Source organism: Myroides odoratus, assembly GCF_965118575.1.
Lineage (GTDB): Bacteria > Bacteroidota > Bacteroidia > Flavobacteriales > Flavobacteriaceae > Flavobacterium > Flavobacterium odoratum_B.
In genome coordinates this window covers 43,079-67,426 of sequence record NZ_CBCPHW010000010.1, presented here as the reverse complement: position 1 = coordinate 67,426, position 24,348 = coordinate 43,079, and the positions used below count along the sequence as shown (strand labels likewise).

Below are 24,348 nucleotides of genomic sequence, written 5' to 3'. Positions count from 1 at the left end.
GCTAAATTATATTGTTAATTTTGTTCTAATAATAATCAAGGTATGAGTGTTATTTATTTCTTAATTAGTATCAGTGTTTTCGTGGCAGGAATCTTCCTCTATATTTTCATTAAATCAGTGAAAAGTGGCCAGTTTGACGATGCTTACACCCCCTCTGTTCGCATGTTATTTGACGATGAGTTGATAAAGGACACAGCAGAAGAAAAAAAGAGTAAAAAAATTAATCAAAAAGAAAATCAAATATAAACAACTATGGAAGTGCAACAATTTTATTATGACAACAAAATTGTAAAGAAATTCCTGTATGCGTCAATCTTCTTTGGTGCTATTGGAATGCTTGTGGGATTACTATTAGCGGTGATGTTTATATTTCCTAACTTAACGGATGGTATTCCTTGGTTGAGTTACGGAAGGTTACGTCCGCTACATACGAATGCAGTTATTTTTGCTTTCGTTGGAAATGCAATCTTTGCAGGTGTTTACTATTCTTTACAGCGTTTGTGTAAGTCAAGAATGTACAGTGATGTTTTGAGTAACATTCACTTTTATGGATGGCAATTAATTATTGCGGCAGCAGCAATTACTTTGCCTCTAGGTTTTACCTCATCCAAAGAGTATGCTGAATTAGAGTGGCCTATTGATATTGCTATTGCAGTGATTTGGGTGACGTTCGGTATTAACATGATTATGACGATTATTAATCGTAGAGAACGTCATATTTATGTTGCAATTTGGTTCTACTTAGCAACATTTGTTACAGTAGCGGTATTGCATATTTTTAATTCATTAGAATTACCTGTACATGGATTGAAATCCTATTCAGTATATGCAGGAGTTCAGGATGCACTGGTGCAGTGGTGGTACGGTCACAATGCCGTAGCCTTCTTCTTGACCACACCATTCTTAGGATTGATGTATTACTTCTTGCCAAAAGCAGCGAATAGACCGGTTTATTCTTACCGTCTATCAATTATTCACTTTTGGTCTTTAATTTTCTTGTATATCTGGGCTGGTCCACACCATTTATTATACTCCGCTTTACCAGAATGGGCACAGAACTTAGGGGTTGTTTTCTCCGTAATGTTGATTGCTCCATCTTGGGGAGGTATGATTAACGGATTACTTACTTTACGTGGCGTATGGGATAAAGTGAGAGTAGATCCAGTTTTAAAATTCTTCGTAGTAGGTATTACAGGTTATGGGATGGCTACTTTTGAAGGACCGATGTTGTCTTTGAAAAACGTAAATGCGATTGCACACTATACGGATTGGATTATTGCACACGTGCACGTAGGTGCATTAGCATGGAATGGTTTCATGACGTTCGGTATGATTTATTGGTTAATTCCTAGAATGACAAAAACAGAATTGTATTCGAAATCCTTAGCGAATTTCCACTTCTGGATTGGAACACTAGGTATTATTTTATATACAATTCCTTTATATGTTGCTGGTTTCTCTCAACACTTAATGTGGAAAGATTTTGATCCATCAGGAACCTTGAAATATGGTAACTTCCTTGAAACAGTAACTGCTATTATGCCGATGTATATTATGCGTGCTATTGGAGGTTCTTTCTACTTAATAGGATTATTCGTATTGATTTACTTAGTATATAAAACAGTACGCGCTGGAAAACCAGTTGAAGATGAACTAGCTGAAGCACCAGAATTAAAAAGAATTTCTGCGTCTCGTTTAAAAGGAGAAGCTTGGCATACTTGGTTAGAAAGAAGACCGATTCAATTTACAATTTTAACAACAGTAGCCATTTTAATTGGTGGTATTGTGCAGATTGTTCCAACTATTTTCGTAAAATCAAATATCCCTACAATTGCAAGTGTAAAACCTTACACCCCATTAGAATTAGAAGGTAGAGATTTGTATATCCGCGAAGGATGTGTGGGATGTCACTCGCAAATGATTCGCCCATTCCGTTCAGAAGTAGAACGCTATGGAGAGTATTCAAAGTCGGGAGAGTATGTATATGACCATCCTTTCTTATGGGGGTCTAAACGTACAGGACCAGACTTAATGCGATTGGGACAGAAATATTCAGATAACTGGCATTTCAATCACATGTATAATCCACAATCTACTTCTCCAGGATCTATTATGCCAGGATATAAATGGTTGTTTGATAACAAAAAAGCAAACTATTCTTACATTGAGAAAAAGATGAGTGTAATGAAAACGTTAGGTGTGCCTTATACAGATGAAGATATTGCAAATGCAAGACAATCAATTCAGGAACAAGGAGATCAAATTGCGTTGAACTTACAAACAGATCCTGATTACACCGCTTCTTATTTAGCAAGTGAAAAAGCAGCTAAAGAAAAAGGACAAGAGTTTGTTCCAATGAGCGAACGTGAGATTGTAGCGATGATTGCTTACCTACAACGTTTAGGTACGGACATCAAAAATAGAGTTGAGGAATTATAAAAAATATGGAGCATTATGTTGAAATTTATTAAACATTCAATGGAAACAATCGGTGGGATTGAAATCTATCCCATTATATCCTTGCTGATATTCTTTACCTTTTTTGTAGGCCTATTTGTATGGGTATTTACCTATAAAAAAGAAACAATTGAAGAATTGAGCAATATGCCGTTTCTAGATGATGAAAAGCACAATGTTGATCCTAATTCAGAAAAATTATGAAAAAGTATTTTCCAGTATATGTAAGAGTTCCATTACTATTCTTGCTATTTTACGTATTAGTAGAATGGGTAGCAGGCGGAACAGCACAAAGACCTGCTTTTGTAGATCATCCTACCGTGCTTATTTTGTTGGGATTATTTTTATTCGCTTTAATAGCTGTAGAAATAGTAGCTTCTGCAACGAATAAAATTCTGAATCGATTGATGACCCCTGAAGAATTAGCAGAACAAGAAAGAGTAGAAAACCTTTCTTTTGCTGATAGACCTTGGGTACAAAAATTAATGAAGAAAATGACTCGTTCTAAAGCTATTAGCGATGAGAAAGAGTTATTGTTGGATCATGATTATGATGGAATTAGGGAGTTAGATAATGAATTACCACCTTGGTGGGTGGGTTTATTTTATATCACGGTTATATTCTCCGTTGTTTACTTGTTGAGATTTCACGTGTTTGGAGGCGACAATCAAATTGTGGAATATGAAAAAGCGATGGCAATTGCCAAAGAACAAATTGAAGAATATAAAAAGACTGCACCTGATTTAATGACAGCTGAAGAAGCACAATATCTAACAGATGAAAGTTCATTAGCTATTGGTAAACAGATTTTTGATACCAATTGTGTCGCTTGTCACCAAGCAGATGGAGGTGGAGGAATCGGACCAAACCTAACAGATGATCATTGGATTTTAGGGGGTGGAATGAAGAATATTTTCCATACAATTGCTGAAGGTGGACGACCTGGTAAAGGAATGGTGGATTGGAAAAAAACACTGAAACCGGCTGAAATTGAAAAAGTAGCTTCTTACATTATTTCATTAAATGGAACAACTCCTGCAAGTCCAAAAGACGCGGAAGGAGATATCATTTGGTCAAAAGCAGAATTAGAAACAACTCAAGAAGGTGAAACTTCAGGTGATGTTAAAGATGAAGCTGTAGAAGCAAGTGAAGCAGCGACAACTGCTGACACAGCTGAGACAAGTCAAGAGTAATTCTTGTTTTAACAAAAAAAACTAATAAACACACAAAAAGGAATTGAGTAGGAGTAAGTATACACTTGCTCAATTCCTTTTATAAAAAACTCAAAAGGCAATGGAAAATGGAAATAATGAGAGTTTTAGAGACTCTATAAGTACCATTGACAAAGATGGTAAAAGGGCATGGATTTATCCTAAAAAACCATCAGGCCCATTTTACAACAAGCGAAAAATAGTAAGTTATGTCTTACTCGTTATCTTATTAATATCACCTTTTATTAAAATCAATGGAAATCAATTTTTACTATTTAATGTAATTGATAGAAAATTCAACATTTTTGGTTTCCCTTTTTGGCCACAAGATTTTTATCTGGTTGTAATTTCAATGATTGTTGGTGTTGTTTTTGTAACCTTATTTACGGTTTCTTTTGGTCGTATTTTCTGCGGTTGGATATGTCCGCAAACTATTTTTATGGAGATGGTTTTCAGACGTATCGAATATTGGATTGACGGCGATAGAGGTGCGCAAATAAGATTAGATAAGCAACCTTGGAATGCAGAGAAAGTGCGAAAAAGAGTATTCAAGGGGTTCATTTTTTTTGTGATATCTTTTATTATAGCTAACGTCTTTTTAGCGTATATCATCGGAAGTGATGCTGTACTTTCAATGATTCTTGATGGGCCTTCTACGCACCTAGGGAATTTGATTGGACTGATTATTTTTACAGGTGTATTTTATTTTGTATTCGCGTGGTTTAGAGAACAAGTATGTGTAATTGCTTGTCCTTATGGGCGATTGCAAGGTGTACTTCTGGATGATAAATCAATTATTGTTGCTTATGATCACGTCAGAGGTGAAAGCACAAATGGAAGAGCGAAGTTTAAAAAAGGGGCAGATAGACAAGAGGAAGGCTTAGGGGATTGTATTGATTGTAAACAATGTGTAAACGTTTGTCCGACTGGAATTGATATTAGAAATGGTACGCAATTAGAATGTGTCAATTGTACTGCTTGTATTGATGAATGTGATTTTGTAATGGAAAAGGTAGGATTTCCTAAAGGCTTGATTCGATATGCTTCTGAGTCGGAAATCGTAGAAAATAAACGCTATAAATTTACACCACGTCAAAAAGGATATACGGCTGTATTGGTAATATTAATAGGACTTTTAATAGGGTTGTTGTTTTTGAGAACGGAAGTAGAGGCAACTATTTTGCGCGTAGCCGGAAAAACATTTGAACACAAAGGAGATGCTATCTCAAACGTATATACGTTTAAGATTATGAATAAAACGATGAAGGATTTTGATCATCTTACATTTAAGGTTAGAACACCTGAAGGAGGACAAGTTAAGATGGTTGGAAAAGACCTAATCGAAGTAAGGAAAGAGGACTATAGTGAAGGTGTATTGTTTATTGAAATACCTCAAAATGAACTAGATGGATATAGTACGAAGGTAATTATTGATGTCTATGATGGAGAGCATTTAATTCAAACAACGAAAACCAACTTTTTAGGTCCTCGAATGTTAAATTAAAAATTAAAATAGTTAGGTATGAAATTTAATTTTGGAACAGGAATCGTAATTGCCATTGGTCTTTTTATGATTTTTATATTGCAGTATGTAATCCGCGTACAAGTGGATTCTAGATATGATAATCAATTAGTTACAGAAAATTATTATCAACAAGAAATTGAAGTGGATTCACGTCGTGAGAGGGAGATTGAGGCACTTAAACTGGAGGAACAAGTTAAAATAAACAGTACTACTGATGGAATTTTAATCGCATTTCCTGAAAGTTTTGATTTTAAAAAAATACATGGAAAAATATTCCTATACAGACCGTCTAACCAGCAATTAGACTTTGATACTCTCATATCATTGTCTTCTTCCAATTTGCTCATACCTAACACAAATCTGGTAGACGGTCGTTGGGATATTGTTGTAGAATGGAGCTATAACGATGTGTCATATAGAAATGTAAAAAAAATAACTATCAAGTAAGGATTTTGATTTCGGCACTTATTTTTGGGTTAGTAAGCAGTCTGCATTGTATTGGTATGTGTGGACCTATTGCCTTGATGTTGCCCATTGACCAAAAAAATCCAGCTTTAAAAATTAGGCAGATGTTTACCTATCATTTAGGTAGAATAGCTGCCTATTCTTTATTAGGTTTTGTTTTTGGTTTGTTTGGTAAAGGTTTATTCTTGGCTGGAATTCAACAACAACTCTCTATTGTAGTGGGAATTATTATGATCCTATTGGCGCTTATTCCCACCAATCGGATAGGAAACTTAAACTTGATGAAACCCTTATATCGTGTAGTCAATGGAATTAAATCTTCACTGGGCAAACAATTTAAAAAGAAATCAAGCAAGGCTCTTTTCTTAATTGGCTTTTTTAATGGCTTTTTGCCTTGTGGTATGGTTTACGTTGCTCTATTTGGAGCTTTGGCAACGCAAGAAGTTGGGATGGGGATGGCTTATATGGCCTTGTTTGGAGTAGGAACCATACCTTTAATGAGTTTGGTGATTTACTTTAAAAATTTGTTCTCTGAGACATTTAGAAGAAGAATTATGAAGTATTATCCTGTTGTTATCGTGCTAATAGGTATGCTGTTTATCATTCGAGGATTAGGATTAAATATCCCTTTCTTATCGCCAGATACGTTGAATTTGTTTGTGCGTGGCAATGCGATGTGTTAAATAAAAATTAAGTAAGTGACTTTTATCACACTATCTTGTCTTAAGGATAGAACAGCAGCAATAACATTACTCTAGCTATGAGAAAGAATAAAAGCAGTTGTTCGATTGTTATAGAAAAAGAAGTTTAAAAAACGGAAGGATGTAATCTTTCCGTTTTTTATTTCTCTTCCTTTTCTCCTTTACTAAAGCTAATTATAGGGTTGAAAGGCTTTAAATTGACACAAAAAACAAAACGCATTTAGAAGAGCAATTTTAAAATGAACACTAGCTATTCACAATTTAGTATTTCATGGATTTTCTCTTAAATTTTTATATTAATTAGTTGATTTTCTTTGTTTTCAGCTGTTAATTTTTTGATTTTATATTTGATTATTTTTAATTAAAATATTTATTTTTTAGTTATTTGGTAGAATATGTGTTCTATTTTTATAGATGTGATAGTAAAAATGCTCTATTTGTAAAAATTAGAGGTAGTTTTTTAAATATATATATATTTCTTAAATTCACCATAGAAAAAATTAAAATTTGTTGTTTATGAAAGCAAAAGTACAGTATAACGATTTTAAAGGTACTGTAGCTGCAGACATATCAGATATGATTGCAGTTAACAAAGGTAATTACATCAGCAGTATTGGGGAATACTTCGATGTAGATCAAGAGCGTTTTAGAGTTGTAGGAGTTTCTTTACAAGGAATTCAAGATTTTGAGTTGACTTTACTTTGTGTAGATAAAGTAAAAAGCACTCCGCTAAAAAATCATTTAGTGAATATGCGATTTGATTTGGATGCAGAAGGACAAAAGGAAATGTTGGGATTGTTATTTAAACGATTAAACGTTGTTCTTTTTGATTCTGGTGAAGAAAATTTGGAAATGAACAATTATGATGAAATTGTTAATTATGCAGATCATCACCAAAAAGAATATTTGGATTAAGTAAGTATAATTGTAACTAATAAAAAAGGTTCTTGGTGTTGCCAAGAACCTTTTTTATTTTTATGTTACCCTTAAACGAAGGCTTGATTCAGTTTAGTAGGGTGCTATTTAAAGGTAGTATTTTTTAAAGGGTATTAATAATTGTCTTTGCGCCACAAAGCTAGATTAGCAAGAATTTTTTCAGTGTCTGAACTTACATCCTCTATATAATTTTCTGTATACAGTGTATAAGTAGCTTTGTCCAATCTCAATTTAACTTGATAATTGTTGATAACACGAACGGAGATTTGTTTGGATGAATCTACAAACAATTGGTGGCGTTTCGAGCTTTGGTCTTCTTCAAGTGTAAGAAAAACAGGTGTTTGTGTACCTTTAAGCTTACTGTCTTGCTGATATACTAAAGTTGCTTTACCATCTTTGTAGGTAAAGTAATAATTTTTAAACATAAAAGTTTTAGCTGTGAAAACTTTTGTTTTGCTTTTGTCTAAAGTATAAGGCGAAGAAACTATGGTTTCTGTAGTCTGACAACTCTGTAAAAGAGGTGCCAAGCCAAGTATAGTAAGAAGAAATAGTTTTTTCATAAGCTTGATGGGTAGAATTCGGTATGACCAAAATAAAATAATAATTCAATAAAACAAAATATTTATTGTATAATATTTGTTTTTAACGTGTTTTTCCTTCGAATGTGTTTGGGTTTAGGGGGTAATGTTTCATTTTTTTTAAATGAAACGGTAGTTTTAGGTGATATTTATCAGCGTTTAAGAAGAATATTAGGACGTAATTTAATACTACAAATTAAAGTAGTGAAAATTATGATTAAAAAACTTGTTTTATTAGCCGTATTCGTATCATTTGTAGGATGTAAGAAAGATAAGAGTAATGCGTTCGAGTTCGTGCAAAAAGGCAATTCTGAGTTACTAACGAATGCAAAAACATTCTTCCAACCCTTATCCTCTGTTGATGTACCTGATTTAGATCCTGCTATGGTTGAATTAGGAAAGTACTTGTACTTCGATACTCGCTTGTCTAAAGAGGGGAACATTAGCTGTAATTCCTGCCATAATTTAAATACGTATGGCGTGGATAATCTTGCTTTTTCACCAGGAGATGATGGAACTTTAGGTGGACGTAATTCTCCAACTGTTTTTCATGCCGCTCTACACAGTATGCAATTTTGGGATGGACGAGCCAAAGATGTTGAAGAACAAGCAGGCGGACCTATCTTAAACCCAGTGGAGCACAACATTAAGGATGAAAAGGAATTAGAAGATAGATTGCGCAAAATTGATCTTTACAAAACTAAATTTGCCGCTATTTATAAAACGGATAAAGAACCGATAACCTTTAAAAATATTACGAGTGCTATTGGTGCATTTGAACGCACATTAATGCCGGAAAGTAGGTTTGATAAATACTTAGAATGAGATAATGAAGCGCTAACTGAACAGGAACAAAGAGGATTAGAGGCTTTTATGACTGTAGGTTGTACGACTTGTCATAGTGGTGTAGCGCTTGGAGGACAAATGTTCCAAAAATTTGGACTCTTCGGTGATTATTGGACGGAAACGAAATCAAGTAAAGTAGATAAAGGATTAGCGGATTTAAGTAAAAAAGAAGCAGAAAATTATTTCTTTAAAGTACCTGGATTAAGGAATATTGCACACACTGGACCTTATTTCCATGATGGATCTATCCAGGATTTAAAAGAAGTTGTACGAATTATGGCGAGTTTACAAGCAAATGTTAAATTAAGTCAAGAACAAATTGAGGATATCACCGTTTTTTTGGGTAGTTTGTCAAGTGATATCCCAGATGAAGTGAAAAAATCTCCTTTCGATTCTTAATACACTTCATGCGTTTGCTTGACGTATAGTACAAAAGCTGTTCTAGTAAGAACGGCTTTTGTTTTTTTAAAGAGGATAGGTTTTACTTCTTTGGAAATAGAAACTGAAAGTTATCAAGGGGATTTGTATTGGCTAAACTTTTACATTTGTTATATTTGTAGATAAATAAAACAAGAAGTATGGAGTTGAAATTACATAGACCTATTTGTTTTTTTGATTTAGAAACAACGGGAATTGATGTTGCAAGAGATAGAATTGTAGAAATAGCGATTTTAAAAGTATTTCCAAATGGAAATAAAGAAAGTAAAACTTGGTTAGTTAATCCGGAGCGACCTATTCCAGAAGCGTCTTCGAAAATCCATGGAATTACAGATGATAGGATAGCTAATGAGCCTACATTTAGAGAATTAGCTCCGTTGGTTTATCAGATGATAAAGGATTCGGATTTGGCGGGATTTAATTCCGATCGATTCGATATTCCCTTGTTAGCAGAAGAATTGTTGCGTTCAGGGGTTGATTTTGATTTAGGTAATCGAGTTACCGTTGATATTCAAACCATCTTCCACAAAAAAGAAGAACGTACCTTAAGTGCGGCTTATCGATTTTATTGCAATGAAACCTTAGAAAATGCCCATTCTGCAGCTGCTGATACCCATGCTACGTATGAGATATTAAAAGCGCAATTAGACAGATATGGGGATTTAGAAAATGATATGCGCCTTTTATCTGAATATACAACCAGAAAAAAAAGTGTTGATTTTGCAGGTTTTATCGCCTTGAATGAAGAGGGGAAAGAGGTGTTTACCTTTGGCAAGCACAAAGGTGTTTTAGTGGATGAGGTCTTGGAAAACGAACCCGGATATTACGGTTGGATTCAAAATGCGGATTTTCCTTTATACACTAAAAAAGTTTTAACGGCAATCAAATTGAGAAAGCTGAATAATAAATTATAAAACAATCGACGTATGAAAATTATCTGTGTGGGAAGAAATTATGTAGAACACATCGCGGAATTGAATAATGAAAGACCCGATGAACCTGTTTTATTTATTAAGCCAGATAGCGCTCTTTTAGGAAAAGAACTTCCTTTTGTTATTCCAGATTTCTCACAAGATATTCAGTATGAGGCTGAAGTAGTTGTGAAAATTACTAAACTTGGGAAGCATATTTATGCGAAATTTGCTTCTAAGTATTATGAAGAAGTTTCTTTGGGGATTGATTTTACAGCCCGTGACTTACAAAGTAAATTGAAAGAAAAGGGATTGCCTTGGGAAAAAGCAAAGGCTTTTGATAATGCTGCTGTGGTAGGTAATTTTATCTCTAAGACGGTTTTTGAATCTCTAGATGATTTGAGCTTTTCATTGCTCAAAAATGGATTGCCTGTACAACAAGCTACTACGGAACAAATGATCTGGAAAATAGATGAATTAATAGCAGAAGTGTCTAAGTACTTTACATTGAAAAAAGGAGATTTAATTTTCACAGGTACGCCTGCAGGGGTTGGGAAAGTTAGCGCGGGAGATACTTTAGAAGGTTTCTTAGAAGATAAAAGAGTTTTTGATATAATTGTAAAATAACTATTTATGGCCCTTTTTTATGATGTAAAATCATTATATGCCAAGCATAATAATAAAGAAGAACTCGTTGTAGAAGAACTTGTTTCTTACGTCAAACAAATGTCTAAGCGGTTAGACAAGATAAAAAAACACATTGATGCTAAGAATTATGAAAAGCTTCAAAAACACGTAACCATCTTACAACCTATTGTAGAAACTTTAGGGATGGATCAAGCGTTTGAAGAGTTTAATAGCATTCAAAAGTGGATTGAACGAAAAGGAAAAACCAAAGAAATAAAAGAAGTGTATAAATTGCTGAAAAAGCACTTGCGCTCTGCAGCAAAAGAAATTGCGAAAGATTATCATATTGTCGTAGAATGAAAGCAACTATCATAACCATAGGAGATGAAATCTTGATTGGACAAATCGTAGATACCAATTCGAACTATCTAGCTAATTACCTCGATAAATTAGGGTTTGAAATGGTAGAGATACTGTCAATTTCTGATTCAGAACTCGCTATAAAAGAAGCGATGAATAGACAGTTGAATCGCGTGGACTTGGTTGTGATAACGGGAGGCCTTGGTCCAACGAAAGACGATTTAACCAAACAAGTGTTTTGCGATTTTTTTGAGGATGTTTTGGTGGAAAATACAGCGGTTCTCGCTCATGTAAAACAAATGATAGAGAACCTTTTTAAAAGGCCCATGTCAGAGATCAATCAAAAACAGGCACTGGTTCCTTCTAAAGCAACGGTTTTGTTTAATCAGCTGGGAACAGCTCCTGGTATGCTGCTTAAAAAAGAGCAAACACACTATGTTTCTTTACCTGGTGTTCCTTTTGAAATGAAAGGTATTGTAGAGCATGTTTTGACGCCAATCTTAAAAGAGCAGTTTACGTTGCGATTTAACGTCCATAAAACAAGTGTTGTTTACGGAATTGGCGAGAGCCTTTTAGCGGAATACTTAACAGATTGGGAAGAGGCATTACCTGCGGATGTGCAATTGGCTTATCTGCCAAGTAGAGGTAGGGTGCGTTTGCGTTTGTCTTCTACAGGAGAGGATAAATTGAAAATTGAAAATCGATTAAATAGAATTATTGCAGCTATTCCGCCGTTAGTGAAAGAACACATTCGCGCTTATGAAGACTTGAGTCGTTCTGATGTTGTTATTGAAAAATTAAAAGCAGAAGGCAAAACAATTGCTTGTGCAGAAAGTTGTACGGGTGGTCGACTAGCCGTTCTGTTTAGTGCTAAAGAAGGCGCCTCAGCTTATTTTAAAGGGGGTGTGGTATCTTATGCTACTCAAGCTAAAGAAGAGGTCTTAGGGGTTAAAAAAGAGACTATAACTGATTATAGTGTTGTTAGTAGTCAAGTGGCGTGTGAAATGGCCGAGCAAGCCCGTCAAAAATTCCATTCTGACTATGCGGTTTCGACCACTGGAAATGCTGGGCCAACCAAAGGGGATTCAGCGGTTGAAGTAGGTACAGTATATGTGGGGATTTCATCCAGTAAGGGTACGTATGCGGTAAAATATGAATTAGGTCAGCCAAGAGAACAGGTAATTGAACGTACAATTAGCAGAGCGTTAGAGTTGGTTTATAACGAAATATTAAAAAAATAATTAAAAGATATTGTTTGGTAAAAAACTTTTTCGTTTCTTTGCACCCTGATTTTGAGTATTGATAATAAAAGAATTAGATATAATGTCAAGAGTTTGTGAAATTACTGGAAAGAGAGCGATGGTTGGAAACAACGTATCTCACGCGATGAATAAAACTAAAAGAAAGTTTTCTGTAAACTTAATTAAAAAACGTTTTTACATTGCTGAAGAAGACAGATGGGTAACATTAAAATTGTCTACCACTGCATTAAAAACAATTAATAAGAAAGGTATTACTGCTGTTTTGAAAAAAGCAAAAGTAAAAGGATTTATAAAATAATTCGCACCATAAAAATCAAGGAAAACGATGGCAAAGAAAGGTAATAGAATCCAAGTAATCTTAGAGTGTACAGAACATAAAGCATCTGGTTTAGCAGGTACTTCAAGATACATCACTACTAAGAACAAGAAAAACACACCAGATAGATTGGAAATTAAGAAATTCAATCCTATCATGAAAAAAGTTACTATTCATAAAGAAATTAAATAATTAGTAGTCATGGCAAAGAAAACCGTAGCATCTTTAAGAACAACTTCTAAAAAGTTGACTAAAGCAATTAAAATGGTTAGATCTCCAAAAACAGGTGCTTATACATTTGTTGAGTCTGTAATGGCTCCTGATTTTGTTGAAGATTTCTTAAATAAGAAGTAATTTACCATTAAAATATTATGAATAAAAGCTGCCTTACTAGGTAGCTTTTTTCATTTTTATATCATTGAGTTATCACAGATGCTGTGATATGGTATACTTTTATTCTTTATATTTGTATCAACTAATAAGAATGTTATGAGTTTTTTTAAAAGAATATTTTCTTCAGAAAAAAAGGAAACTTTAGATAAAGGATTAGAACAATCTAAGAGTTCTTTTTTCTCTAAATTGACCAAAGCAGTAGCGGGTAAATCAAAGGTAGATGACGATGTTTTAGACAATCTAGAAGAGGTTTTGGTTAGCTCAGATGTTGGAGTAAATACGACTTTAAAAATTATAGCGCGTATTGAAGCTAGAGTTACCCGTGATAAATATGTGGGAACAGACGAATTAAATCAAATTCTTAGAGAAGAAATTGCCAGTTTGTTATCCGAAACAACACTTGGTGAATCAACTGAATTTGAGATTCCAAAAGATAAGAAACCGTATGTCATTATGGTGGTTGGTGTAAATGGAGCTGGAAAAACAACAACAATAGGAAAGTTGGCTTATCAGTTTAAAAAGGCTGGTTTACATGTTGTTTTAGGTGCTGCTGATACGTTTAGAGCAGCTGCTATTGATCAGTTGCAAGTTTGGGCAGATCGCGTAGGTGTTCCTATTGTACGTCAACAAATGGGTAGTGATCCTGCTTCCGTAGCGTTTGATACCTTACAATCGGCGGTTACCCAAAACGCAGATGTGGTAATTATTGACACAGCTGGGCGTTTGCACAATAAAGTGAATTTGATGAATGAGCTTACTAAAGTGAAACGTGTTATGCAGAAAGTAATTGCTGATGCACCCCATGACGTCATGTTAGTATTGGATGGTTCAACCGGACAAAATGCTTTCGAACAAGCCAAGCAATTTACTGCCGCAACGGAAGTTACTTCTTTAGCTGTAACTAAATTAGATGGTACTGCAAAAGGGGGAGTTGTAATTGGTATTTCGGATGAATTTAGAATTCCAGTTCGCTATATCGGCGTAGGAGAAGGTTTAGAAGATTTACAAGTGTTTAATAAATATGAATTCGTTGATTCATTCTTTAAATAGAACTTAAGATGCGCAGCATAAAAATAATAGTTAGTTTATTCGTACTTGTAACTTTACAAGCTTGTCAATCAAAAGCGGATGTAAAAGCGATTGAGCAACATATCAATGGCTATTGGGAAATTGAAAAAGCAAAATTACCTGATGGAACGGAAAAAGATTATACCATCAATTCTACGGTTGATTATTTTGAACTGAAAGAAAATCAAACGGGTGTACGTTATAAAGTGGTGCCCCAATTCAATGGCGAGTTTTTGACGAATGATGTGCCTGAATCTTTCACAATTGAAGAAAAAGACGGAGCTATTTGGCTTGATTATAAAACGGATTTTTCTACTTGGAAAGAAAAGGTAATCACCGTGAGTCAAGAGAAATTGGTGATGGAAAACGAAAATAAAATGACGTATTATTATAAAAGGGCAAATCCCATCCAAATTAAAGAAGAATAGTGAGTAAATACAATCCATATAATCCTAAAAAAATTAGCCCTCGTACAAGAGAAGGTAAGGGAATGTCTGATTTGTTACAGCTTTTTCGAACGGAAAACAATCTTGATAATGGGTTGAATGAGTTTGAAGTATACGAAGCATGGAAAGCAGTTTTAGGCCCTGGTATCGCTTCCTATACGACGGACTTAGTTTTTAAGCGTGAGGTGTTATACGTAAAGTTGTCTTCCGCTATTGTGAGAGATGAATTGGGATATGGAAAAGACAAAATTAAACAAATGCTCAACGACCAGCTCAAAAGAGACGTAATTAAAGAAATTGTCTTGCGATAATTTGTTTGAAAATAAGAAATACGAAAGCGATCTGAAGGAAAAATTCAGATCGCTTTTTATTTATTCAAATAAAAGACTTTTTTGTCTTCTATTTGAATAAATGTTTTATATTTGTACTATAAATACGATATAGTTATGTTTTCCAAAGCTTGTGAATATGCCATTCGTTCGGTTGTCTTTATTGCTGTTGCCTCATTAAATGGAGAAAGAGTAGGCTTTAAAGAGATTGCAAAGGAAATAGATGCTCCTGAGGCATTTACCGCTAAAATACTTCAGAAGCTGTCGAAAAGTGGCCTTATTGTATCTGTTAAAGGAGTCGGAGGAGGTTATGAAATACCTGTAGAATATCTCGAGCACATAAAACTTTGTGAAGTGGTTAATGTTATCGATGGAGATTCAATCTATAAAGGTTGTGGCTTAGGCTTAGCGCAGTGCTCAGAAACACATCCCTGTCCTGTACATTTTAAATTTAAAGAAATTCGCAATGGATTAAAACAAATGTTAGAAACAACTACTTTGAAAGAGTTAGCCAATGGTACCAAGTCTGGGGATACTTTTTTAAAGATGTAGAGGTTTAAAAATTAGACCTCTTTTTTTATAAAAAAATAAAGGATAAAAACATCTTCTATTAAATAATATGAATATAAGTCAAAGAAAATTATGGATAGCATTTACGGTAGTTATGTTATTCTCATTCGGAGTACTTGGTTACTTTGGTATAGAAATTTATCAAGAAGCACCGCCAGTACCTACGGAAATCAAAACAAGCACGGGTCAAGTTGTCTTGACAGCAAGTGATATTAAGGATGGTCAAAATGTATGGCAGAGTATAGGCGGACAAGAAGTTGGTTCGATATGGGGACATGGGGCTTATGTAGCTCCGGATTGGACCGCAGACTATTTACATCGAGAAGCCTTATTCTTGTTGGATTATTATGCAAATGGCGAATATGGTAAATCGTATGCGGAAGTCACCGTAGAAGAACAAGCCTATGTAAAAGCGCGTCTACAGCAGATGATTCGATCGAATACGTATGATAATGCTACAGGCGTTTTAACTATTACAGAAGAAAGAAATCAAGCGCGTTTATACCTTGATACCTATTACAGCAAATTATTTACAGATGATCCTGAATTTGATCAGTTGCGCAAAGATTATGCAATCCCCACTAAGGCGATTAAAGACCCAACTAGGCTAAAACAAATGAATGCTTTTTTCTTTTGGGCTACTTGGGCAACGGTAACCAATCGACCAGATAGTGAGGTAAGTTATACGCACAATTGGCCTGCAGATGATTTAGTTGGTAATAAGGCCACTACACCTTTGTTAGCTTGGTCTGGGGTGAGTATAATTCTACTTATTTTTGCTGTAGGTGTTCTTATTTATTACCACGTAGCTTCCAAAAAAGAAGAGGAAGAATTAATACCTGTAGCAGATCCTGTTTCTAATGGAGTTACCACGAAGAGTATGACCATGCTTAAAAAGTATTTTTGGGTAGTCTGTTTATTGATGGTATTGCAAGTGGGCTTAGGTATTATCACTGCCCATTATGGAGTAGAAGGACAAGGTTTATACGGTATTCCAATCGATCAAATATTACCTTATTCCGTTACGCGTACGTGGCATACTCAATTGGCTATTTTTTGGATTGCCACTGCTTGGTTGGGAACAGGTTTATATATTGCTCCTGCTGTAGGAGGAAAAGATCCTAAGTTTCAAGTATTCGGAGTAAATTTCTTATTTGTGGCTTTGCTAATTATTGTCTTGGGGTCTATGATTGGACAATGGTTTGGTATCATGCAAAAATTGGATTTAGTACAAAACTTCTGGTTTGGACACCAAGGATATGAATACGTTGATTTAGGACGTTTCTGGCAAATATTCTTGTTTGTAGGACTCTTTGTATGGCTAGCACTTATGATTAGACCTTTGATTCCGGTACTAAAAGCAAGAGGAAGTCATCGCAACCTTATTATTCTATTTTTAATTTCATGTGGTGCTATTGCGTTGTTCTATGGTGCTGGGTTAATGTGGGGAAGACAAACGAATTTAGCCATTGCTGAATATTGGAGATGGTGGGTCGTACATTTATGGGTAGAAGGATTTTTTGAAGTATTTGCAACAGTTGTTTTGGCTTTCTTATTTGTGAGAATGGGATTAATTAAAACAAAAACGGCTACCAATGGAGCTTTATTTTCTACGATTGTTTTTATGTCAGGAGGAATTATAGGAACGTTTCACCACTTGTATTTTTCGGGTACACCAACCGCGGTTATGGCTTTAGGAGCAACGTTTAGTGCGTTGGAGGTAGTGCCTTTAACTTTAATTGGATATGAAGCTTTTGAAAACTATAAGATATCTAAACATAAAGGATGGTTGCAAGACTATAAATGGCCTATTTATTTTATGATAGCTGTAGCATTTTGGAATTTCTTAGGTGCTGGTGTATTTGGTTTTATTATTAACCCTCCTATAGCCTTGTATTATGTACAAGGATTGAATACAACCCCGCTTCATGCACATACAGCTCTGTTTGGTGTGTATGGTATGTTAGGTATAGGATTGATGTTATTTGTCTTGAGAAGTATGTATAGAAACGTACCGTGGAATGATAAATGGTTGAAAATAGGTTTTTGGTCCCTGAATTGGGGCTTGTTACTTATGGCTTTATTGAGTCTTCTTCCAATCGGTATATGGCAAGCAGTCGAAAGTATTCAACACGGAATGTGGTATGCGAGATCCAGTGAATTGATGCAACAACCAACTATGATTACACTAAAATGGCTTCGTACAATCGGTGATGTACTATTTGCCGTAGGTATTTTTGCCATCGTGCTATTCATATTTAAATTAACAATTAAAAAAAGAAATTATGAAAAATAGAACAGTAGGCTCATTTGTAGCAGAAGATTTTAGAACAGCAGCAGTATTCAATAAATATGGCATTGATTTTTGCTGTAAAGGAGGACGTACTATTGATGAAGTATGCGAAAAAAAAGCAGTGAATGCAGAAGAATTAGTAGGTGAACTAGAACGTCTATTAAGTCAACAGGCGGAAAATAATATTGATTTTAGACATTGGCCACTTGATTTATTAGCGGACTATATTGAAAAAACACATCATCGCTATATCGAAGAAAAAATTCCTGTATTAGTACAGTTTCTTGCGAAATTGAATAAAGTACATGGAGAAAGACATCCCGAGCTTGCAGAAATTAATGCTTTGTTTTTAGGATGTGCTGAAGAGTTAAGTCAACATCTGAAAAAAGAGGAACTGATTTTATTTCCCTTCGTGCGTAAAATGGTAGGAGCAACGATAACCGGACAGCCGATTGAAGTTCCTCATTTTGGAACAGTTGAAAATCCAGTGGCTATGATGATGCATGAACATGATGGTGAAGGGGAGCGTTTTCGTAAAATAGCTGCCCTATCCAATAATTATACGCCCCCTGCGGATGCATGTAATACGTATAAGGTTACGTATGCCATGTTGAAAGAGTTTGAAGAAGACTTACATAAACATATTCATTTAGAGAATAATATTTTGTTTCCTAGTGCGATTGCATTAGAACACAAAATGAATTAATTTTTTTTAGTTTTAATAGAAGCGCCTTTGTACGCAGAGGTGCTTCTTGTCTAAAATTAGGAAAAATGAATTCTGAGGAAAAGATCATAGCGTTATTTAATTTTTTTTATTCGTGTTATTTATTAAAAACAGCAAAATTTATACCATATTTTGTTTCCTTTCAGCTAGTTAATGTTTAAATTAGAAGGGTATAATGAAAAAGAGAAGCCCTTACTGATGAGGATTTTATAAGCGTATTAATTAACAAATCATGAACGAGTTGCATTTCTTATTAATTCTTCATTTGGTAGGAGCTACCATTTGGGTAGGTGGTCATATTATATTGTCTACGGTGATATTACCTCAGGTTTGGAAAGAAAAATCGGTAGAAAAGCTGTTTAATTTTGAAAGCAGATATGAATGGATTGGCATGCCTGCTTTGTTGGTGCTGGTAATCACGGGAATAAGGATGGCCTACCTGTATAATGTAAAGTTAGCCACTTGGTTTGCTTTCGAAACGCCAATTGAACGCGTTATCTCTTTTAAGTTAGTTTGTTTACTAACGATAGTACTATTTGCTTTGAGTGCTCAATTTTTTGTTTTACCTCGACTTAAGGTAGATGTCAAAAAACTTCCTTTGATGACCTTTCATATTTTAGCTGTAACGATAATTAGCCTTGTAATGCTTGTTTTAGGTAGTTTTATCCGGTATGGTGGCTTGTCTTAGTCAATTACCTATCGTCTTCTTAAAGACGTTGCTGACTGCTTCCATTGCTCTAGGGATAGATCTTGCAATAATGCGTCTTTAGGCATTGAAGTTAACTTGTATTCCGCATGCAGATGAGTTATTGTACAATTCTGTTTAACAGGGAGTTGCTGTTGCTGTTTCTTGATTTTAATGGATAAGAAAGTATTCAATCTGAGATATCTCTGAGTTTTTTTGTAGTCAAAAAGAAATAGAGCTAAAAAAAATACTGCCCTTGAGGTAAGTCAACCTACTGGAGCAGTATCTTATTGAATTTATAACTAATTTTTTTTCTAGTCAATGGAAGCTAATTGTTTCTCTATTTCCTTAACTGTAGGCGCATAGTCTATCCCCAATCCTTCTTGCTGATAATCTAATTCTCCTTGGGTATTAAATACGCTGATAATGTTCGAATGAGAAAAATCTAAGGGAGATATTTTTTTATAGTTTACAGCCAAAGTAGCTGCAAATTCGCGTGTATTTTCTTCTGATGAACGCAAAAATAACCATTGATTGCCATCCATTTTATTTTCTTTTGCAAAGGCTTTTAGTCGCTCTGGAGTATCGACTTCAGGGTCTATACTTACAAGTACATATTTTACCTTGGCCAAATTTTTGCCTTTTACTCTTTCTTCTATGTTGCGCATATCGGCTACTAATCGCGGACAAGCAGCTTTGCAAGAGGTATAAATCATAACCATTACCAAGACATTACCTTGAAGATCCTTAAGTTCTATATCTGTTCCGTCTTGGGTAGTCCAAGTGGAGGGAAGATTGTAAATCGAGAGGTCTGATATTTCCTGTTTAGGCGTTGATTGTTCCGTCAGTTGTTCCCTTGCTGCGGGTGTTGCGATTGGCTCTACTGTTCCAGTTTTTTTGCAACCTGTAAAACACAAAGTAAAACACAAGGCAAATGCAATAGCTATATTTTTCATATTCTTTTTTTTAGAGGTTTTGAGCACATCTAAAACCTAAATTCTTTGTGGTAAAATTAGCTCTAAGACTTCCTCTAAAGCCATAACGCATAAAGGCAGCATAGTCCATTAAATCAGTGGCATTTATTGAAGCACTCCCACAAAATAAGTTCTCGTCATTGCCTTTGTCTTTTCGGCTCTCACCAGATAAGAAGACCGAATTGTAGTCGGATACCCATTCCCAAATTAAACCGTGGATATCATAGATACCCCAGTAATTTTTAAAGGTACTGCCCACTGGATTCAGATAGGTTTTAGGTGTTTCATACCAAGCTAAAATATATTGATTGTAGTCTTTTTTCTCTCGAGCATCCATATTATTTGCATCCGCCATGGCTACATATTCCCATTCATCCATAGTAGGAAGGCGTTTTCCTTGGCATTCACAGTATTTTTTTGCCGCAAACCAAGATACATTCGTTACAGGTGCCTTAGGGTTTAAATCGCCATAATCTAAGTCACCTTTCCAATGGGATAAATAACTTTTATTCGCAAAAATAGCTTTGATTTGCGAACGTTGATACGTTGGATTTTTCTTCAAAAATGCAGTGAATTGCTCGTTCGTAACCGCATACTGATCAAGTTTAAACGCATTGACTTTGACGTATCCATCCGATGTGCTCCGATATAGAGGAACAAAGGTTCCTGCTTTGATGGTTTTCATAGGTGTATCTTGCTGAGCATACGACACAGTTAAGGTCAGTACGCTCAGAAAAAATACAAGAGGTTTGAGGATTAGGTGAGCAAACATTTTTATCTATTTTTTTGTACCATTTGTGGGGTAACGGTGGTCTTGTTATTCCCCCAACTATTATATACATAGGTCAGTACGTCAGCAATTTCCTGATCACTTAAGTTTTGACTCGTCATGATTGAGTTGTATTGAATTTTGTTAACGGTAATTTCACCTTGTAATCCATTGATTACCGTTTTAATAGCTCTACTTACATCTGCATTGAGGTAGTCGGACTTGGCAAGGGGAGGGAATATACCTTCTATCCCTTGACCTTCCGCTTGATGACAAGCAAAACAAGTTCTTGTAAATATATTTTTTCCGTCTGTAATCTGTTGAGCAAGCGTTTTGTTTTCAATGATAGCTTTTTTACCAGCGTCTATGGGCATGGTTTGAATAGTTCCTCCTTCTGGTAAGTAGATGCCTTCTCTAATTTTACCAGCAAATACTTTTTCATTTTCATCGCCTTCAACTTTTAACATTCCTAAAGCTCCTTTATTAAAGGCTCTAAAGATGGAGTGATCAACCAATACAAATGTACCAGGTGTATTTACTTTTAGCTCTACAATGGCAGCTCCTCCCGCAGGAATGAGCGTGGTTTGTACGTTTTCATTAATTAAATCACCTCCTTCTACATGTACGCGATCAAAAATTTCTCCAATAACATGGAAAGAACTAACTAAGTTCGGACCACCATTCCCTACAAATAATCGAATGGTTTCTCCAACTTTAGCTGTGATGGCATTGTCATTGACCAAACCATTTACATGCCCATTGAACACAACATAATCAGGTTGTTCTTTGATGGCTTTTGTCATGTCAAACGGTTGTAACCCTTTTTCACCATAGTTGCCTTGCGTATAGAAATCCCCTTGCATGATGTAGTATTCTTTATCAACGGGAGCGAGTCCTCCTTCTGGCTCTACCAGAATTAATCCATACATACCATTGGCAATATGCATACCTACCGGAGCAGTTGCACAATGATAAACGTACAAGCCAGGATGAAGTGTTTTAAAAGAAAAAGTAACCTCATGCCCGGGTGCTACAAGCGAAGATGCGGCACCTCCTCCAGGACCCGTTACTGCATGCAGGTCAATATTATGAGGTAATTTATTGTCTGGGTGATTTTTAAGCGTGAATTCAACCTCATCGCCCACACGGGTGCGAATAAAGCTACCAGGTACTGTACCGCCAAAGGTCCAATACATATACTTTACACCATCTACTATTTCACCTTCTTGTTCGAGAATTTCTAGATTTACGTTTAATTTCGTAGCCGCTCTTTTACCAACGGGCTTTGGTACAAAAGGAGGAGAGGTTAATTCAGCTTCCTTTTCACCATGAACTACTAGTCCTTCTGCCCAATCGGCATTCTTGGTAACTTGCGATTCTTTTTGAGAGCAACCTCCCAAAAATACTAAACTTAAAGCCAATGCGAGTACTCCAAGTTGCTCCTTTAAATTGCGTGATTTCGAATTCATAAGTATCACTTTATTAGTTTATTTTTGTACTTCAAATATAGAAGACAAATTTGTCCTTTATGGTGATATTTATCAGTTTTATTAACAAAGTGAGTTTTAATTTAGTACACTTGTTTTAAGGTAATGATTTGGAAAACAGTATTTTTAGATTTGAATGTTTTGAAAGGAGTGGAAAATAAGGATAAGAAATAAGGTAGGTAAAAGAGGTGTACTTTGTCTGCATACCCTAAAAAAAGGTGGCTTAAAGCCAACCTCGTTTTTTGTGTATCTTTTGGACTTGATTCGTCGTAGGAATCGATGTGGTTTGTCTTCTAAATGGTAAAATTTTGATCAATTTGTTTTAAAATAATTTCTGCCAATAATTTTTTTGCACGCATTATTTTAATTTTGACATTATTTAAAGGTTCATTGAGAATACTCGCAATTTCATTATATGATAATTCCTGAAAGAATCTCAGTTCAATTACTTCTTGGTAATGGGGTTTTAAGAGGCGAATGTAATTTTTAAATATTTCTAAATTTTGCTCTCGGATTAATTCATCTTCAATCGTCTCTGATTCGTCAATTATATTATTGTATTGTTGATTCTCTTCATCTGATAAATCAACAAATAAAACATTTTTTCTTTTTCGAATCAAATCAATATAGGTGTGCTTAGCAATAGTTAAAAGCCACGTATTAAAAGCGAATTTAGCATCATAGGATTCAATACTACTAAAGGCCTTAGAAAAAGTTTCAATAGTAATGTCTTCTGCATCGGTTTCGTTTCCTGTTTGTTTAAGGATAAAGTGATATACTTCATGCCAATACTGATTTAATAGAGAAGTAAAGGCTGATTGATCTCCTTTTTTTGCTGCTTCTATATTTTGATTAGTTCCGTTTGTTTTCAAATTTTCTTACGTGTGATAAAGTGTTTAAACGCAAAATAATGGCCAGATAGTATATGAGTGAATTCAAAGAAAGGAAACAGCCAAACTAAATCCTTTTCATTGAAATTCTTTAAAATTTTTGCAAAGTAGAAGATAGTAATTAAATAGCGAATAACAAAAATTCCCAGCACAATTTCCCACTGATATAAATGGAGCAATAGAACAGCAAATAATACATAAGATACTAAGATGGTGAAATGATAAAATCTTATTTTCAGTTGATTGAAAAAATTGGTTCGCTTCAATAGTAAATCGTTTTTTCTTTGGATTTGAAACGAAGTATGCCAAGACGTTTTCAGCTCGATGGTATTCATACTCTCAGGAACAATCGTAAGAGCTATATTTGATTTAGTAGCAATATGTCTAATAAATTCTTGCTCCTCCCCATGGGTAATTTTCATCTCTTTGATAAAACCATTTACTTGGTAGAAAAGATTTTTTTTATAGGCTTGATTGTAACTATTTCCACAGAAAGGTTTACCCATCTCAACCCAAACAAAGTTGTGGAGCGTTTTTAAAAAGAATTGAAATCTCGCATATTTATTGCTTAAACTCTTTTTCTTTTTTTGTAGAGAAGTATGCGCAATGACTACTTGTTTTCTAGCCGTAAAAAGAGAAGCCATACTCGATATCCAATGAGGCGAGTTAGGTAATGCTTTAGGTTCAGTGAATAAAAGAGTATCAAAAGACGTAACTTTAATACCTAGCGTTAAAGCATATTTTTTATTCCCCCAAAAGGCTTCATTGTTGTTCACATGAACTAATTTAGCAAATTTATGTTGGGCTACAAATTGCTCTAGTAACACTAAGCTTTCATCTTCGGATGCATTATCGACCAAAACAAGTTCAAAACAAGTATATTCTTGGGCAACTAAGGCTTCGAGAAATAGAGGGAGTTCTGCCTCATTATCCTTGATATACACCACGACAGAAACGGGCGTATCCTGAACATTAGGTTTACTCTTTAAAGACCCATTGAATGCAATATTACTATATAATACGACATAATAAAGAGCCTGAAAGAGGAGAATACCTATCAGTATGTAAAATAAGATGGTTAGCATAG

The 24,348-nt window shown here is 34.9% G+C and carries 28 protein-coding genes and 1 pseudogene; 23 read left to right on the top strand and 6 right to left on the bottom strand.

The genetic code is table 11. The annotated features are described in order from the left end of the window. Nucleotides 1-42: 42 nt before the first annotated feature. The 8 genes from ccoS to ACMHJ2_RS09960 all read left to right on the top strand — a co-directional run bounded on the left by ccoS (nucleotide 43) and on the right by ACMHJ2_RS09960 (nucleotide 7,274). Nucleotides 43-246 (top strand): cbb3-type cytochrome oxidase assembly protein CcoS, encoded by a 204-nt coding sequence (gene ccoS / locus ACMHJ2_RS09995; RefSeq protein WP_413512754.1) that lies wholly within the window; start codon nucleotides 43-45, stop codon nucleotides 244-246. 6 nt (nucleotides 247-252) lie between these two features. Next, nucleotides 253-2,439 (top strand): cytochrome-c oxidase, cbb3-type subunit I, encoded by a 2,187-nt coding sequence (ccoN, locus tag ACMHJ2_RS09990; protein WP_413512753.1) that lies wholly within the window; start codon nucleotides 253-255, stop codon nucleotides 2,437-2,439. Nucleotides 2,440-2,454: 15 nt separating this feature from the next. After that, nucleotides 2,455-2,661: a cbb3-type cytochrome oxidase subunit 3 gene (locus ACMHJ2_RS09985; protein WP_413512752.1), complete on the top strand. Its 207-nt coding sequence runs from the start codon at nucleotides 2,455-2,457 to the stop codon at nucleotides 2,659-2,661. Further along, the gene (locus ACMHJ2_RS09980; protein WP_413512751.1) at nucleotides 2,658-3,650 is read left to right on the top strand and encodes a cbb3-type cytochrome c oxidase N-terminal domain-containing protein; all 993 of its coding nucleotides are present in this window, start codon (nucleotides 2,658-2,660) and stop codon (nucleotides 3,648-3,650) included. The genes ACMHJ2_RS09985 and ACMHJ2_RS09980 overlap by 4 nt, the downstream gene beginning before the upstream one ends. 100 nt (nucleotides 3,651-3,750) lie before the next feature. Further along, a complete protein-coding gene (gene ccoG / locus ACMHJ2_RS09975) occupies nucleotides 3,751-5,172 on the top strand; it encodes a cytochrome c oxidase accessory protein CcoG (protein WP_413512750.1) in 1,422 nt (473 codons plus the stop codon). Between the two features lie 18 nt (nucleotides 5,173-5,190). Next, the gene (locus ACMHJ2_RS09970) at nucleotides 5,191-5,640 is read left to right on the top strand and encodes a FixH family protein (RefSeq protein ID WP_413512749.1); all 450 of its coding nucleotides are present in this window, start codon (nucleotides 5,191-5,193) and stop codon (nucleotides 5,638-5,640) included. Between the two features lie 5 nt (nucleotides 5,641-5,645). Continuing rightward, on the top strand, nucleotides 5,646-6,341 hold the full coding sequence (locus tag ACMHJ2_RS09965) for a sulfite exporter TauE/SafE family protein (protein ID WP_413512748.1): 696 nt from the start codon (nucleotides 5,646-5,648) through the stop codon (nucleotides 6,339-6,341). 534 nt (nucleotides 6,342-6,875) lie between these two features. Then, nucleotides 6,876-7,274, top strand: coding sequence for a hypothetical protein (locus tag ACMHJ2_RS09960; RefSeq protein ID WP_413512747.1), 399 nt, complete (start codon nucleotides 6,876-6,878; stop codon nucleotides 7,272-7,274). A 134-nt stretch (nucleotides 7,275-7,408) separates the two neighbouring features. Here ACMHJ2_RS09960 and ACMHJ2_RS09955 read toward each other — a convergent pair whose 3' ends face one another. After that, entirely contained in the window at nucleotides 7,409-7,855 is a 447-nt protein-coding gene (locus ACMHJ2_RS09955) for a hypothetical protein (protein ID WP_413512746.1), read from the bottom strand. Between the two features lie 231 nt (nucleotides 7,856-8,086). On the opposite strand from ACMHJ2_RS09955, the pseudogene ACMHJ2_RS09950 reads away from it, so the two are divergent. From ACMHJ2_RS09950 to ACMHJ2_RS09880, 15 genes and pseudogenes are all read left to right on the top strand, one after another. Then, a pseudogene (locus ACMHJ2_RS09950) lies at nucleotides 8,087-9,118 on the top strand (cytochrome-c peroxidase). A gap of 179 nt (nucleotides 9,119-9,297) precedes the next feature. Further along, the gene (locus ACMHJ2_RS09945; protein WP_413512745.1) at nucleotides 9,298-10,071 is read left to right on the top strand and encodes an exonuclease domain-containing protein; all 774 of its coding nucleotides are present in this window, start codon (nucleotides 9,298-9,300) and stop codon (nucleotides 10,069-10,071) included. A gap of 12 nt (nucleotides 10,072-10,083) precedes the next feature. Further along, nucleotides 10,084-10,695, top strand: coding sequence for a fumarylacetoacetate hydrolase family protein (locus tag ACMHJ2_RS09940; protein ID WP_413512744.1), 612 nt, complete (start codon nucleotides 10,084-10,086; stop codon nucleotides 10,693-10,695). 6 nt (nucleotides 10,696-10,701) lie between these two features. After that, entirely contained in the window at nucleotides 10,702-11,055 is a 354-nt protein-coding gene (locus ACMHJ2_RS09935; protein WP_413512743.1) for a hypothetical protein, read from the top strand. After that, nucleotides 11,052-12,296: a CinA family nicotinamide mononucleotide deamidase-related protein gene (locus ACMHJ2_RS09930; protein WP_413512742.1), complete on the top strand. Its 1,245-nt coding sequence runs from the start codon at nucleotides 11,052-11,054 to the stop codon at nucleotides 12,294-12,296. The genes ACMHJ2_RS09935 and ACMHJ2_RS09930 overlap by 4 nt, the downstream gene beginning before the upstream one ends. A gap of 82 nt (nucleotides 12,297-12,378) precedes the next feature. Further along, the gene (rpmB, locus tag ACMHJ2_RS09925; RefSeq protein WP_413512741.1) at nucleotides 12,379-12,615 is read left to right on the top strand and encodes a 50S ribosomal protein L28; all 237 of its coding nucleotides are present in this window, start codon (nucleotides 12,379-12,381) and stop codon (nucleotides 12,613-12,615) included. Nucleotides 12,616-12,642: 27 nt separating this feature from the next. Further along, nucleotides 12,643-12,825, top strand: a complete 183-nt coding sequence (gene rpmG, locus ACMHJ2_RS09920; protein WP_090678208.1) for a 50S ribosomal protein L33 — start codon at nucleotides 12,643-12,645, stop codon at nucleotides 12,823-12,825. 9 nt (nucleotides 12,826-12,834) lie between these two features. Next, a complete protein-coding gene (locus tag ACMHJ2_RS09915; RefSeq protein ID WP_413512740.1) occupies nucleotides 12,835-12,987 on the top strand; it encodes a DUF4295 domain-containing protein in 153 nt (50 codons plus the stop codon). A 135-nt stretch (nucleotides 12,988-13,122) separates the two neighbouring features. Then, nucleotides 13,123-14,076, top strand: coding sequence for a signal recognition particle-docking protein FtsY (gene ftsY / locus ACMHJ2_RS09910; RefSeq protein WP_413512739.1), 954 nt, complete (start codon nucleotides 13,123-13,125; stop codon nucleotides 14,074-14,076). 8 nt (nucleotides 14,077-14,084) lie between these two features. Next, nucleotides 14,085-14,522 carry a hypothetical protein gene (locus ACMHJ2_RS09905; protein ID WP_413512738.1) on the top strand — a complete coding sequence of 146 codons (438 nt, stop codon included), beginning with the start codon at nucleotides 14,085-14,087 and terminating at the stop codon, nucleotides 14,520-14,522. Further along, complete coding sequence (locus tag ACMHJ2_RS09900; protein WP_413512737.1) at nucleotides 14,522-14,851, top strand: DUF721 domain-containing protein; 330 nt, start codon at nucleotides 14,522-14,524, stop codon at nucleotides 14,849-14,851. Before ACMHJ2_RS09905 ends, ACMHJ2_RS09900 begins: the two co-directional genes overlap by 1 nt. A 135-nt stretch (nucleotides 14,852-14,986) precedes the next feature. Next, the gene (locus ACMHJ2_RS09895) at nucleotides 14,987-15,421 is read left to right on the top strand and encodes an RrF2 family transcriptional regulator (RefSeq protein WP_413512736.1); all 435 of its coding nucleotides are present in this window, start codon (nucleotides 14,987-14,989) and stop codon (nucleotides 15,419-15,421) included. 67 nt (nucleotides 15,422-15,488) lie between these two features. Beyond that, nucleotides 15,489-17,735 (top strand): nitric-oxide reductase large subunit, encoded by a 2,247-nt coding sequence (locus ACMHJ2_RS09890; RefSeq protein WP_413512735.1) that lies wholly within the window; start codon nucleotides 15,489-15,491, stop codon nucleotides 17,733-17,735. After that, complete coding sequence (ric, locus tag ACMHJ2_RS09885) at nucleotides 17,725-18,438, top strand: iron-sulfur cluster repair di-iron protein (RefSeq protein ID WP_413512734.1); 714 nt, start codon at nucleotides 17,725-17,727, stop codon at nucleotides 18,436-18,438. The genes ACMHJ2_RS09890 and ric overlap by 11 nt, the downstream gene beginning before the upstream one ends. A gap of 250 nt (nucleotides 18,439-18,688) precedes the next feature. Further along, complete coding sequence (locus tag ACMHJ2_RS09880) at nucleotides 18,689-19,144, top strand: CopD family protein (protein ID WP_413512733.1); 456 nt, start codon at nucleotides 18,689-18,691, stop codon at nucleotides 19,142-19,144. Nucleotides 19,145-19,455: 311 nt separating this feature from the next. Here ACMHJ2_RS09880 and ACMHJ2_RS09875 read toward each other — a convergent pair whose 3' ends face one another. The 5 genes from ACMHJ2_RS09875 to ACMHJ2_RS09855 form a co-directional block, all read right to left on the bottom strand. After that, nucleotides 19,456-20,097: an SCO family protein gene (locus ACMHJ2_RS09875; RefSeq protein ID WP_413512732.1), complete on the bottom strand. Its 642-nt coding sequence runs from the start codon at nucleotides 20,095-20,097 to the stop codon at nucleotides 19,456-19,458. A 10-nt stretch (nucleotides 20,098-20,107) separates the two neighbouring features. Next, entirely contained in the window at nucleotides 20,108-20,887 is a 780-nt protein-coding gene (locus tag ACMHJ2_RS09870; RefSeq protein WP_413512731.1) for a formylglycine-generating enzyme family protein, read from the bottom strand. Nucleotides 20,888-20,889: 2 nt separating this feature from the next. After that, nucleotides 20,890-22,353, bottom strand: coding sequence for a copper-containing nitrite reductase (gene nirK, locus ACMHJ2_RS09865; protein ID WP_413512730.1), 1,464 nt, complete (start codon nucleotides 22,351-22,353; stop codon nucleotides 20,890-20,892). A 311-nt stretch (nucleotides 22,354-22,664) separates the two neighbouring features. Continuing rightward, nucleotides 22,665-23,243, bottom strand: a complete 579-nt coding sequence (locus ACMHJ2_RS09860) for an RNA polymerase sigma factor (RefSeq protein ID WP_413512729.1) — start codon at nucleotides 23,241-23,243, stop codon at nucleotides 22,665-22,667. Next, on the bottom strand, nucleotides 23,240-24,346 hold the full coding sequence (locus ACMHJ2_RS09855; RefSeq protein ID WP_413512728.1) for a glycosyltransferase: 1,107 nt from the start codon (nucleotides 24,344-24,346) through the stop codon (nucleotides 23,240-23,242). The genes ACMHJ2_RS09860 and ACMHJ2_RS09855 overlap by 4 nt, the downstream gene beginning before the upstream one ends. Nucleotides 24,347-24,348 lie beyond the last annotated feature (2 nt).

Bases quoted from the DNA above. Each gene is read 5' to 3' on its own strand.
- ccoS (WP_413512754.1), top strand. From the start codon at position 43: ATGAGTGTTATTTATTTCTTAATTAGTATCAGTGTTTTCGTGGCAGGA.
- ccoN (WP_413512753.1), top strand. From the start codon at position 253: ATGGAAGTGCAACAATTTTATTATGACAACAAAATTGTAAAGAAATTC.
- ACMHJ2_RS09985 (WP_413512752.1), top strand. From the start codon at position 2,455: ATGTTGAAATTTATTAAACATTCAATGGAAACAATCGGTGGGATTGAA.
- ACMHJ2_RS09980 (WP_413512751.1), top strand. From the start codon at position 2,658: ATGAAAAAGTATTTTCCAGTATATGTAAGAGTTCCATTACTATTCTTG.
- ccoG (WP_413512750.1), top strand. From the start codon at position 3,751: ATGGAAAATGGAAATAATGAGAGTTTTAGAGACTCTATAAGTACCATT.
- ACMHJ2_RS09970 (WP_413512749.1), top strand. From the start codon at position 5,191: ATGAAATTTAATTTTGGAACAGGAATCGTAATTGCCATTGGTCTTTTT.
- ACMHJ2_RS09960 (WP_413512747.1), top strand. From the start codon at position 6,876: ATGAAAGCAAAAGTACAGTATAACGATTTTAAAGGTACTGTAGCTGCA.
- ACMHJ2_RS09955 (WP_413512746.1), bottom strand. From the start codon at position 7,855: ATGAAAAAACTATTTCTTCTTACTATACTTGGCTTGGCACCTCTTTTA.
- ACMHJ2_RS09945 (WP_413512745.1), top strand. From the start codon at position 9,298: ATGGAGTTGAAATTACATAGACCTATTTGTTTTTTTGATTTAGAAACA.
- ACMHJ2_RS09940 (WP_413512744.1), top strand. From the start codon at position 10,084: ATGAAAATTATCTGTGTGGGAAGAAATTATGTAGAACACATCGCGGAA.
- ACMHJ2_RS09935 (WP_413512743.1), top strand. From the start codon at position 10,702: ATGGCCCTTTTTTATGATGTAAAATCATTATATGCCAAGCATAATAAT.
- ACMHJ2_RS09930 (WP_413512742.1), top strand. From the start codon at position 11,052: ATGAAAGCAACTATCATAACCATAGGAGATGAAATCTTGATTGGACAA.
- rpmB (WP_413512741.1), top strand. From the start codon at position 12,379: ATGTCAAGAGTTTGTGAAATTACTGGAAAGAGAGCGATGGTTGGAAAC.
- rpmG (WP_090678208.1), top strand. From the start codon at position 12,643: ATGGCAAAGAAAGGTAATAGAATCCAAGTAATCTTAGAGTGTACAGAA.
- ACMHJ2_RS09915 (WP_413512740.1), top strand. From the start codon at position 12,835: ATGGCAAAGAAAACCGTAGCATCTTTAAGAACAACTTCTAAAAAGTTG.
- ftsY (WP_413512739.1), top strand. From the start codon at position 13,123: ATGAGTTTTTTTAAAAGAATATTTTCTTCAGAAAAAAAGGAAACTTTA.
- ACMHJ2_RS09905 (WP_413512738.1), top strand. From the start codon at position 14,085: ATGCGCAGCATAAAAATAATAGTTAGTTTATTCGTACTTGTAACTTTA.
- ACMHJ2_RS09895 (WP_413512736.1), top strand. From the start codon at position 14,987: ATGTTTTCCAAAGCTTGTGAATATGCCATTCGTTCGGTTGTCTTTATT.
- ACMHJ2_RS09890 (WP_413512735.1), top strand. From the start codon at position 15,489: ATGAATATAAGTCAAAGAAAATTATGGATAGCATTTACGGTAGTTATG.
- ric (WP_413512734.1), top strand. From the start codon at position 17,725: ATGAAAAATAGAACAGTAGGCTCATTTGTAGCAGAAGATTTTAGAACA.
- ACMHJ2_RS09880 (WP_413512733.1), top strand. From the start codon at position 18,689: ATGAACGAGTTGCATTTCTTATTAATTCTTCATTTGGTAGGAGCTACC.
- ACMHJ2_RS09875 (WP_413512732.1), bottom strand. From the start codon at position 20,097: ATGAAAAATATAGCTATTGCATTTGCCTTGTGTTTTACTTTGTGTTTT.
- ACMHJ2_RS09870 (WP_413512731.1), bottom strand. From the start codon at position 20,887: ATGTTTGCTCACCTAATCCTCAAACCTCTTGTATTTTTTCTGAGCGTA.
- nirK (WP_413512730.1), bottom strand. From the start codon at position 22,353: ATGAATTCGAAATCACGCAATTTAAAGGAGCAACTTGGAGTACTCGCA.
- ACMHJ2_RS09855 (WP_413512728.1), bottom strand. From the start codon at position 24,346: ATGCTAACCATCTTATTTTACATACTGATAGGTATTCTCCTCTTTCAG.